We start from the raw sequence: 10,643 nt of genomic DNA on the forward strand, positions 1-10,643 counted from the left end.
GCTGCATCTAGCTCATCTTCGCCTCCCTAATGGCCTGGAAGAGATCCGAGACGAGCGCATCCTGCCCTTCGAGACCGACATGAAGGCGGACGACGCGCTCCGACACACCGAAGTCGATGGCGGAGTTGGGACCAGCCGCCTGCACCCGCACCACCCGCGCCGGGACGACAAGACTCTCGTGCCCGCCCCAGCTCACGCCGAGCTTGAAGAAGCGCAGCGCATCCGCGAATTTCGGGATATCCACGCTCCCGTCGAACTCGAACGAGAAGAGGCCCGACGTTCCCTGCAATCCGTCGGGTAGGACGTTGCCGAGACCCGGATGATAAACTGCCACCACATCCGGGCGCTCCGCCAACTTACGCGCCACATGGAGCGCCGCCGCCTCATGCGCCTTCATGCGCATCGGCAGCGTGCGCAGGCCGCGCAACAACAGCCACGCATCGAAGGGAGACAGCTTGCCGCCGAGATAGGGATAGATGCGGGACCGGATCTGATCCACCAGCGCCTTCGAGCCGATCACCACGCCGGCCACGACATCGCTGTGGCCGCCGATATACTTCGAGGCGGAATGGACCACGAGATCGACGCCGAGCGTTAGCGGCTGCTGGAAGATCGGGCTCGCCCAGCTGTTGTCGATGATGGAGATCGCGCCGTTATCGCGGGCGATCCGCGCCAGCGCCGCCACATCGTGAACATGCATGAGCCAGCTCGTGGGGCTCTCCATATAGAAAAGGCGCGCTCCGGGCAAAGCGCGCCGCACTGCATCGAGATCGCGCCCGTCGACATACTCGACGGTCACATTCATGCGCTTGAGATAGGTCTCAAACAGACGATATGCGTCCGGATAAACGTGCTTTACGCACACGATCCGGTCGCCGGGCTGAATGAAGGCAAGGACCGCCGACGAGATTGCCGCCATGCCGCTGGCAAAGCCGATGGCATCCTCGCCATATTCCAGGGCAGCCACCTTCTCCTCGAATAATCGGACCGTGGGATTGAAGCCGCGGGTGTAAGTGGGCCTCACCTTCTGGCCCCGATAGGTCTCCTCCATCTCCGCATAGGAGCCGAAGGTGAAGAGCGAAGTCTGCGCGATCGGCGGCACGACGGCATCGTAAGCGTGATTCCCGTCATGGGCGAGAATGGCCATGGCGCGGGCTATCGGATCGGCAGAAGTGCTCATGTGATCATATCCTTGATGTCCTCCTCCACGATCGCGAGGATTGAAAGAGTCTTGGCGCGGGCAGCATCCGGATCCTTGGCAGCGATGGCCTCGAACAGCTCGCGGTGAAACGGAAAGGAGCGCGCCGCGAAATCGGTGCGCAGGCGGGACATGGAGAAAAGCGCCTGCACGCTCTCACGCAGCTGAGAGAGAAGCTGGCCGAAGAGAGGATTGCCGCAGGCGTCGTATATCGAAAGGTGAAACTCCAGATCCTCCTGTCCGGCGCAGCCCTTCTCGCGGTGCACAGCTTCCATGGTCTGCAGCTTCGACTCAATCAGCGCCAAATCGTCTGCGCTGGCGCGGACGGCCGCAAGAGCACTCGCCTCCACTTCCAGCCCACGCCGCACCTCCATCATCTGCAGAAGGCCGTTGCGCCCAGTGTCGACGGCAAGCGGAAGGTGCATGGTCTCGGGCGAAATTCGGCGCAGCAGGTAAGTGCCGCTTCCCCTGCGGCTCTCTACGACACCCAGGGCCTGCCAGTGCCGGATCACCTCGCGGAGGGTGGAGCGGCCGACCGAAAGTTCGGTCATCAGCACGCGCTCGGCCGGCAGGCAATCGCCGGGCTGAAGATCCGAACGGCCGATATATTCGGCAACGGCCCTCATCACCATCGACATCCTGGCGGATGCGGCACGAGGAGGCTGCGGCCTCCAGTCCGGTTGCATCATGCGTCCGAACCCCCGGCTTCACGAAGAGGCCCTGGCCCCTTCGCTCGGTAAATTGGTCTGACAACTTTAAGCTGGAGGAATGGCTCCACCCTGTCAAGCTGCAAGGACCGCATCGGGCGAGCCATCGCTGACGGTCCCGATGCGCCACGGCGGGCAGGAGCGATCAGGAAATGGCTGTCGCGCGGAGGACGATCTCGCTAACGTCTACGTCTGCCGGCTGGCTGGTTGCGAGGGCGATTGCCTGCGCAACGGAGAGCGCCGGAATCGCTCGCTCGTGTTGAGCCCGTGTGGCCGCACAGGCGTCCGCGGCATTAAAATCTGTCGGGCAGGCTTTTCTTCGTCTGACCGCCTCGTCTATTGCTGTCATTCCCTTTCAACGTCTCAGGAGAACCTCAAACATGAGCCTTGAATCCGTTCGTGCTTTTTTCGCCGAGAACGCTCCGGATATCGAGATCGTCGAGATGGACACAAGCACGGCCACCGTCACCCAGGCTGCCGAGGCTCACGGCGTGGAACCAGGACGGATTGCCAAAACGCTTTCCCTTCGCGTGGGCGAGCGCACCTTTCTGGTTGTGACCCGAGGCGACATCCGCCTGGACAACCGCAAGGTCAAGGTTGCCTTTGGCGGCAAAGCCTCGATGCTGGATGCCGAGCAGGTTCAGACCATAACCGGGCATCCGGTAGGCGGTGTCTGCCCGTTCGGATTAGCTCAGCCTCTGCCTGTCTATTGTGATATCTCGTTGAAGGCCTTCGACGAGGTCGTGCCTGCGGCGGGCGCGATCCATGCAGCGGTGCGCATCGCTCCGCAACGCATGGCGGATCTTGTCCGCGCAGACTGGGTGGATGTCTGCCAGACGCCCACAGCCCAGGGCTGAGACCGCTTGGACCTACAGCCCCGATTGCTCTTTTGATAGCAGGCTCTACAGCCTCGGACATGAAAAGTGGATCTGCACTTTTGGGACCCATCCGATGCTTTCTCCTACAATGAGAGCATCGTTCAGGCGACCCGAAGGGCCGCGCTAGAGCATCGGACCCAAAAGTGGACTTGCACTTTTGGGTCCGATGCTCCCTTCTCTAGAGAGCGCATCGTTGAAGCGTAAAACCGGGTCCACTTTTCCGCACGATGCGCTAGGGAATAACCGGGTCCACTTTTCGCCGACGCGGACCTGCGGTTCCGCACGATGCTCTAGGCGGGGCACTGAGGCCCGGCATCACTCCCGAATGTTCGAGTTGAGCCAGTCGCGAACCTCCCCTTCCCTCTTGAATGTCCGCTCTGCACCCGCCCGCTGACCAAGGCTCAATGGCTGAGAAGTGACAACAGCTGACCTTGCGTGTTCAACCACCATGACTGACCGAGTTTCAGATCGGTCAGTCGCCTGCCCTCGCCCCCACTTCCGAAGCATTGCGCGTCAAACGACTTGACCTGTATCCGGCCAGGCTCGTCTCATCTCGCCCGCCCCAACCCTGCACGTGCGATCATTCGCAACGGTTGGACACTGGCCGGTCTGTTATCCCTGAACCGAGCCCATAAGCGAAAAAGCCCAGGCTCCGGGGCGAACGGACAGGATGCCTTCGCATCTCTGCCTCGCGCACTACGGGCCTGGGCTGAATGGGTACCAGACGGGCGCCTGCATCGTCAGGCAAGCGCAGGATCAGACCGGGCCGGAGTCCATCCGTCCTGGCGCGGCCTCATCGGAGCCGGCGGTGACGCCCGCCGCTTCGAAGTCCACAATATTGTCCGCTGGGGTAAGCCTGATATGGGGATCGAAACGCCATCCGCAAGGGGTAAACGGCTCGTGGCGAGTTGTTTGCTGCACTTCTCCGGCTGGCCACAACGTCCCCGCTGCTCCGGGTTAGCGGCGCAATGCCTTCGCGCAGAGGAGAATGATGCCTGCTCCAAAGGTGCTCGTGGTCGCCACCTCATGTGACCAGATGGGATCCACCGGTCACCGCGCAGGCGTGTAGCCGGAAGAGCTTGCCACGCCCTACCTCAGGCACCACGATGCTCCTGCTCACCCACGCCTCGGTCTGGCCGCCTCCAACCAGAGATTTCCGTTACTGGCCTTGGATCTGACGCCGGTGAAAGCGGGTGAACACGAATCGCTGCCGGCCTCCGGACGGCGTTTGATGGTCCTCCTCGAACGCGTCCAGGAGGTCGAAGCCGGGCCCGAGAAGGGCCGCAATGGCATCCGGCCCAGATCGTACGACCGGCAGACCACTGCACCGCTCGGGTCCGCTCGGCGCGAAGCCCGAGATCAGGACGAAGCCGCCGGGTTGCACTGCACGGCGGAGCGCATCCGCATAGACTGTCCGGTCCTGCGGCTCTGTCAGGAAATGCAGGAGCGCCCGGTCGTGCCAGAGGTCAACCGTGAAGTCGGGCCGCCATGCCGCGACGTCGGCGACAATGAAGCGAACCGAGTGCCCCTTGTCGCCAAGGCGCGCTCTGGTCCTCTCCAGAGCGGCCGCCGAAATGTCCAGCACCACGATGTTGGAATAGCCCTCGTGGAGAAGGGCGTCCGGCAGGCGGGAGGCCCCGGCTCCGACATCGAGGATGACCGCTCCCTTTGGAAGGTGGCACGCGCGGATCAGACGCAAAGAGGTTTCCGGCGTTGCCTGGAACCAGCTGACGGCCTCGTCGGCCTTGGTTGTGAAGACCTCTTCCCAATGCTCCTGCCGCGTGCCTGACATGTCCATCCCCGTCTCGTGCTGGCCTGGGTGGGTGAAGGAGCCCGGCCATCAGAAAACCGGGGCATCTGCATTATACAACCTCTTCGGCACCGCTCTTCATCTGGACCGGAATCATCAGATAACGAATCCCGTTCGCTTCCGTCGGCCGGAACTTGCCGGATCGGATGTTGGTCTGGATCTAGGGCAACAGGATGCGCGACGCCGCCAGTTTGGTGTTGCACGCTGTGCGCATAGCCACGAATTCCTTCTCGGTAACGCCCTCCTTTACGGAGAAATTTCTTCCACGCGGCTCGTCAACCTCAGTCATCCACGCGGGCGGCTTCGCGCCGGAAGGTGACCTGCGGCCAGTCCGCGGGCACAAGACGGAAGATCGCCATGCCAATGATCATCGCGGCGACGAAGACCAAAACCTGCCATGGACCGAAGGTCAGGGCCGTCAGGGCCGGTCCCGGGCACAGGCCGACCAGGCCCCAGCCGACGCCGAAGAGAGCGGCACCGCCCATCAGGCGCGGGTCGAGGTCGCGCCGTGTCGGAATTTCCAGACGCGGCGCCAGCACTGGGACGCCGCGGCGCTTGGCGATGAGGTGGCCGAGCGCCGAGACAACGACGGCACCGCCCATGACGAAAGCAAGGCTCGGGTCCCAGTTGCCGAAGATGTCGAGGAAGCCGAGCACCTTGGCCGGGTTGACCATCTGCGAGACGATGAGTCCGAGCCCGAACAGCAGGCCGGAGGCGAAGGCGGAGACGATCAGGGGCATGGCTTACATCCCGATGACATGCCGGGTGATGAAGACGGTTGCGATGGCGGTGAGCATGAAGACGCCGGTGGCTGCGAGCGAACGCGGGGATCCGCGTCCGATACCGCAAACACCGTGACCGCTGGTGCAGCCCGCACCCAGGCGCGTGCCGAATCCTACGATTAGCCCCGCCACTATCAGGAGCGGCATGGAGGCATCGGTTTCGACGGGAGGCAGGGTGCCGCCGAACGCGACATAGACGAGCGCCGCAATGAACAGGCCGGCGAGAAAGGCCATGCGCCAGCCGATCTCGCTGCGGGCCGGATGAAGCAGCCCGCCAAGGATGCCGCTGATGCCAGCGATGCGCCCGTTCAGCATCAGGAACAGGGCGGCGGATGCCCCGATCAGAAGACCGCCGATCAGAGCGGACACCGGGGTGAAGTTTTCCATGGCAACCTCCGATCAGCCAGACTTGCCGGTCTTCGCCTGCTTGCAGAACAGGCTGTAGAGCGTGGCGAAGAGTTGCTCGATCCTCGGATCGGCAATGCGGTACCAGATCGTCTGGCTCTCGCGCCGGGTGGCGACGATGCCCTCGTCCCGCATCTTGGCGAGATGCTGCGACAGGGCCGATTGCGACAGGCCTACGGCTTCGGTCAGCGAGGTGACGTTGGCCTCGCCCCACTCCACCAGCTTGCACAGGATCATCAGGCGGCGTTCGTTGGCGAGCGCCCGCAGGATATCCGCAACCTCCGCCGCATTCTTTTCAAAGGTCTCGAGGTCGAGTTCTACTCCAGGCATGCGCATTCCTCGATTCTGTAAGATAAAACTAATTTAGCATGCTCTTATATTAATGCAAGCGGCCTAGAGCATAGGACCCAAAGGTGGACTTTCACTTTTGGAATCGATTGGAATCGATCCGATGCCTTCTTCTGGAGCAGCGCATCGGGGGAATAACCGGGCCCACTTATCGCTGACGCGGACCTCCGGTTCCGCACGAGGCGCTCGCGCGAAGAATAATCGCTGCGGAACCTGCCCGCCAACGCGCCGTTGCCTCCGTTATTGCAGGAGCCGAACCATGGTTGCGAGCACCGTCGAGCGTGTCCCAAGGTACACGAGCGCCTCCGTTGATCGGGAAATCATGCATGAGATTGCCGCGAGTGTTAGCTGGCATGCGGCCCATCCCGAGGAGATCGACCGCCGGCTCCGCGAGCTTGACCGGGAGTGGGATGTCGAGCGCACGCTGGAGGCGAATGCCTCGACTCTGGCCTTTACAGGCGTGGTGCTCGGGGCAGCGTTGGACAAACGCTGGCTGGCCCTGCCCGCCCTAGTGACCGCCTTCCTGTTCCAGCATGCGGTGCAGGGCTGGTGCCCACCGCTGCCACTCCTCCGGCGGCTCGGCTTCCGCACGGCCCGGGAGATCGACACCGAGCGGTACGCGCTGAAGGCGCTGCGGGGCGACTTCGGGCCAATCGGGCCGGGTCCCCACGACCACGACAGCCGCGCCAGTCATGCCCTCCAAGCCGCACGCCTCTGAGGAGCGCAAACAGGAGAGCCGCCGGCACTAAGCCCCTGATCGCCGGAACACGAGACTCAGATTGTTGGCGGGCATCGGAATGCGTTCGACGAGTTCAAGTCCATGGGTGCTTGCGAGATCCACCACCTGTTCAAGGTCGCGGACGCCCCACTCCGGATTTCGGCGCTTGAGATCGGCATCAAAGGCCTCATTGCTGGGAGCCGTGTGGGCGCCGTTTTCCTTGTACGCCCCATAAAGGTAGAGCACACCTCCAGGCGGGAGCACCCGCCCTGCCCCGGCCATCAGCCCCTGTGTCGCCCGCCAAGGCGAAATATGGACCATATTGATGGCCACGATGGCGTCGGCTCGCTCCACCGACCAGTCCGGGGCGGCGGCATCCAGTCTCAGAGGCGCGAGAAGATTGGACAGCCCTGGATCTCCTCGATGGGCGGCGATGCTGTTCAATGCCCGCTCGTCCTGATCGGTGGGCTGCCACGTGAGGCGCGGCAACGCGGCAGCAAAGTAGGCCGCATGCTCACCGGTCCCACTGGCAATCTCCAGAACTGTGCCGGCCTGGGGAAGAAAGCGTCTCAGGACGGCCAGGATAGGATCGCGGTTCCGCGCCACTGATGGCGACTTCAGGGCTCCATTCATGTTCTGTGAACTCGTCATTTCAACAATTGGCCGCTTGACGGATCGGCAGATCCATAAAGCGCAGTTCCGATATGAGACGGTTATCGGCCACCGGTCGCAACGATTTGCGCAGAAAGCCAACTTGCTGACCACGGAGCCAAGTCCGGGTTGTGTCAAGAGCTTGCATTACCTGCGCTGCAGCCAGTTCACAAACGTCCGTGTCTTCACAAGGCTTCATGTCAGGCGTCTGCGCGCCGCCACCGGCAATTCGACCATGATCTCGTCGGCGTCATGAGCGTTTTCCTCCAAACCTGATGTCGTATTCGACACCGCGTGCCGATTGTCGTTTGATGCATTCCGCTGAAGAGCTACCCTCAAGCATGGGCCGCGCTCCCGGCCCTTAGCTCGGCATAAATATTCTGCTGCGCCTTATAACCCAGAAGCTGTTCCGTCTGCTTGATATCCCAATCCATTCCCTCATTGGCGGACATGCCATTCACAACGATGCCGGGTGCCGGCCAGCGGCTCGCGTCAGCGGTGACCGCCGCCTCGAAGAGCCTTCCGAGATCATCGTTGGAGAGCCACATGTTGCGGTACCAGCGCAGGTCCCGTTTTCCCTCCTCATCGGTCGGCTCCGGCCCTACCCCGTATTTGGGATCGCCCGCAAGATTGATCGTCCTTGCCAGGTTTTCTCCGGGCTGCGTCCAGCCTATGCGAACGGCGACCGCTGTGAGGCGCCCCTCCGACTGGGCCGCCATATCCACGCAGAGACGTTCACACATGAGCTTGGACACCGCGTAAGCCGTGGAATCCATAAAACCATGACCCGTACTCCACTTCGTTCCGGGCGCAGGTGCTATCGAGGTCGTAAGATGTCCTGGCCCCATGGTGCCCGCGAGCGGAAAGTCCTTGTAGCCTCCCATTACGTGATTGGAGGACGCGAAGACGATACGGTGGACCCCAGCCTTCTCGGCTGAAGCGGCCACGTTGAACGTCATATCGAAGGATGCAACGGCATCTTCCCAGCTCGCATCGGTGTGTGGATTTTGCGCAGCGAAGTGAATGACCGCGTCCACCCCGCGAAAAGCATCCTGCCAGCCGGAATTCGCCTGGAGAAGATCGCCCGCCACGAGTTTCAGACGCGCAGAAGCCCCGGGAGAAAACGGACCAACGTCCGTCGTCACATCAAGACCGATGATTGATCGGCACCATTCTGTGCGGGCAAGCCACTCGATAACCTTGCGACCGAGATTGCCGCCTGCTCCCGTGATGAGGACTGATCGGGGATAATAGGTTTGTGCCATGTCTAAGCTCTTGGTTCCGAGAGAATCTGCGCTCGCCCTCGCGGTCGCGCCCGTGTCAGAAGAATGTGCGGATTGCGTCGACGACATTGTAGGAATCGTCAACGATGAACATGACCTGCCATTTGTCAAAGGTGGTGCATGGGTGTGAGACCCCTAGCCCCACCATATCCCCGACCTGCAGAGGGCTATCGGCTGGCACGGTCATATGGGCGTGCTGATCGTTGAGGCCGATGATCGTATGCTGAGCAGGCACCTGATGAACAACGTCCTCCCCTGGCCGGTGCCAATGCAGGGCGATGGGCAGATGCACGTCATAGGAGAGATCCCGTTTGCCTGCGGTCAGGATTACCTTCGTCGGTTCAGGACGCGACTGGACATAGGCCCATATCTCCCGGGCATTCCTCGGAGCAGGACCGAGATCGGCGAGAGCAGGTTTCCGATGCAGAAGCCGTTCGATGGACCGGGTGTACATCGCCGCATCCAGGCTGATGTAGCAGCCGCTTCGGGTCAGCACCTGAACTGGGCGCTCCAAATCGGCCGCATGAAAGGCATCCGCCACGAGATCGAAGAAAGCCGATCCCCCCGCCGACAGCAGAACTGGCCCATCGGCGAAGAGGTTCTCTCGCGCGCAGGCTTCCGCAATCGTCACCAGAGCCTTTAAGAATGCCTGGACCGATTCGTCGCTCGACTCCGTATTCAGTCCCTCGAAGCCTTCCACACCCCGCAGCGCAAGATGCGGGGATGCACCCTTTACGGCGCGGGCGACGGCAAGCGCCTCCTCGACGGTCCGGCAGCCCGTTCGGCCGCCAACGCTGCCGCCTTCCAAAAGCACATTCAGGGGGCGCCCCGCTGGATTGTGGGTCAGTGCATCGATCAGGATTTCGACCCCTCGCACGGAATCGACGAGACAGTAGAATTCAAATGAAGGGTCGTTCCGCAGCTCTGAGGTCACATAATTGATGGCTTGGCGGCCGATGAGCTGGTTTGCGAAAATGACGCGCCGATGACCGAACTCTCTACAGACGCGAAGCTGCTGCAGTGTCGCAACCGTCATGGCCCATGCTCCGGCATCCATTTGATGCTGAAACAGTTGAGGGCTCATGGTCGTCCTGCCATGAGGAGCGATGGTAACATCCGCCGCTTCGCAGAAGTTGCGCATCCAACGCTCATTACGGTCCAGGGCTGACTTGCGCAGGATCGCCAAGGGCAGCGCGAGGTCTTCCCGCAGAACATTCCACCCCTGTGCGGCGACTTCTCCGATGGAAACCTTCGTCTTGGCCGAAGGCATACCCTTCGTGAGCCCCGTCAACGGCTCAAGCAGATCCTCGTTTCGCTTCATGTTGCAGCCCCTTGCGGATGCCCTGCGGATACGTGTTTCACCTTGTTTTCTGGCCTCAGACCTGAGGAGGCTTGATCCTGAAATCGTGGCCTTCCGGCAGAGTCTGACCGCCATCAACGATGATTGTCGTGCCGGTGATGTAGGCCGCTGTTTGATCCCGGGGTTTGATGGTGCCTTCTCATCGCCTGAATGGAGGGATGCTCTATGGGCCAGGTTCTCCACGGCAGCGCCACCACGACTGAGGCGGTCCGTCGCGCAATCCAGAATAGTCAAGAAAGCCTGAGAGCCCTGGCCATGCGCCACGGCATCAATCCGAAGACAGTCGCCAAATGGAAGAAGCGCACCTCAGTTGCTGACCTGCCCACCGGGCCCAAGAACCCAGAGTCGACTGTCCTTTCAGCCGATGAGGAGGCGGTCATTGTCGCGTTTCGCCGGCACACCCTCCTGCCGCTGGACGACTGCCTTTATGCCCTCCCGCCCACCATTCCGCACCTGACGCGCTCATCGCTGCATCGCTGCCTGCAGCGGCATGGGATTGGGCG

At 62.0% G+C, this 10,643-nt stretch carries 11 protein-coding genes and 2 pseudogenes; 3 read left to right on the plus strand and 10 right to left on the minus strand.

Features of this window, described 5'->3' with window-relative positions; all coding sequences use genetic code 11:
• Window positions 1-7 precede the first annotated feature (7 nt).
• Entirely contained in the window at window positions 8-1,180 is a 1,173-nt protein-coding gene (locus tag DC522_RS15100; protein WP_116529504.1) for a PLP-dependent transferase, read from the minus strand.
• Window positions 1,177-1,824: a FadR/GntR family transcriptional regulator gene (locus DC522_RS15105; RefSeq protein ID WP_165820167.1), complete on the minus strand. Its 648-nt coding sequence runs from the start codon at window positions 1,822-1,824 to the stop codon at window positions 1,177-1,179. Before DC522_RS15105 ends, DC522_RS15100 begins: the two co-directional genes overlap by 4 nt.
• A 461-nt stretch (window positions 1,825-2,285) precedes the next feature.
• Here DC522_RS15105 and DC522_RS15115 point away from each other — a divergent pair, with 461 nt between their 5' ends.
• Window positions 2,286-2,762, plus strand: a complete 477-nt coding sequence (locus tag DC522_RS15115) for a YbaK/EbsC family protein (RefSeq protein WP_116529507.1) — start codon at window positions 2,286-2,288, stop codon at window positions 2,760-2,762.
• A gap of 1,180 nt (window positions 2,763-3,942) precedes the next feature.
• Here the strand turns inward: DC522_RS15115 and DC522_RS15120 are convergent.
• From DC522_RS15120 to DC522_RS15140, 4 genes are all read right to left on the minus strand, one after another.
• Window positions 3,943-4,581 carry a class I SAM-dependent methyltransferase gene (locus tag DC522_RS15120; RefSeq protein ID WP_371679651.1) on the minus strand — a complete coding sequence of 213 codons (639 nt, stop codon included), beginning with the start codon at window positions 4,579-4,581 and terminating at the stop codon, window positions 3,943-3,945.
• A gap of 293 nt (window positions 4,582-4,874) precedes the next feature.
• Window positions 4,875-5,333 (minus strand): YeeE/YedE family protein, encoded by a 459-nt coding sequence (locus DC522_RS15130; RefSeq protein ID WP_116529508.1) that lies wholly within the window; start codon window positions 5,331-5,333, stop codon window positions 4,875-4,877.
• 3 nt (window positions 5,334-5,336) lie between these two features.
• Window positions 5,337-5,762 (minus strand): YeeE/YedE family protein, encoded by a 426-nt coding sequence (locus tag DC522_RS15135; protein WP_116529509.1) that lies wholly within the window; start codon window positions 5,760-5,762, stop codon window positions 5,337-5,339.
• A gap of 12 nt (window positions 5,763-5,774) precedes the next feature.
• Window positions 5,775-6,110: a helix-turn-helix transcriptional regulator gene (locus DC522_RS15140; RefSeq protein WP_116529510.1), complete on the minus strand. Its 336-nt coding sequence runs from the start codon at window positions 6,108-6,110 to the stop codon at window positions 5,775-5,777.
• 277 nt (window positions 6,111-6,387) lie between these two features.
• Here DC522_RS15140 and DC522_RS15145 point away from each other — a divergent pair, with 277 nt between their 5' ends.
• On the plus strand, window positions 6,388-6,846 hold the full coding sequence (locus tag DC522_RS15145) for a hypothetical protein (RefSeq protein WP_116529511.1): 459 nt from the start codon (window positions 6,388-6,390) through the stop codon (window positions 6,844-6,846).
• A 27-nt stretch (window positions 6,847-6,873) separates the two neighbouring features.
• Here the strand turns inward: DC522_RS15145 and DC522_RS15150 are convergent, their stop codons facing one another.
• The 4 genes and pseudogenes from DC522_RS15150 to DC522_RS35920 form a co-directional block, all read right to left on the minus strand.
• A complete protein-coding gene (locus tag DC522_RS15150) occupies window positions 6,874-7,479 on the minus strand; it encodes a DUF938 domain-containing protein (RefSeq protein WP_116529512.1) in 606 nt (201 codons plus the stop codon).
• Between the two features lie 353 nt (window positions 7,480-7,832).
• Window positions 7,833-8,762, minus strand: a complete 930-nt coding sequence (locus DC522_RS15160) for an NAD(P)-dependent oxidoreductase (protein ID WP_116529514.1) — start codon at window positions 8,760-8,762, stop codon at window positions 7,833-7,835.
• Window positions 8,763-8,817: 55 nt separating this feature from the next.
• On the minus strand, window positions 8,818-10,101 hold the full coding sequence (locus DC522_RS15165) for an amino acid deaminase (RefSeq protein ID WP_116529515.1): 1,284 nt from the start codon (window positions 10,099-10,101) through the stop codon (window positions 8,818-8,820).
• Window positions 10,102-10,156: 55 nt separating this feature from the next.
• Window positions 10,157-10,249 (minus strand): annotated as a pseudogene (locus DC522_RS35920) (3-oxoacyl-[acyl-carrier-protein] reductase); the annotation flags it as partial.
• A 56-nt stretch (window positions 10,250-10,305) separates the two neighbouring features.
• Here DC522_RS35920 and DC522_RS15175 point away from each other — a divergent pair.
• Window positions 10,306-10,643, plus strand: a pseudogene (locus DC522_RS15175) (IS481 family transposase); the annotation flags it as partial.

The organism is Microvirga sp. KLBC 81 (assembly GCF_003075415.1).
GTDB lineage: Bacteria > Pseudomonadota > Alphaproteobacteria > Rhizobiales > Beijerinckiaceae > Microvirga.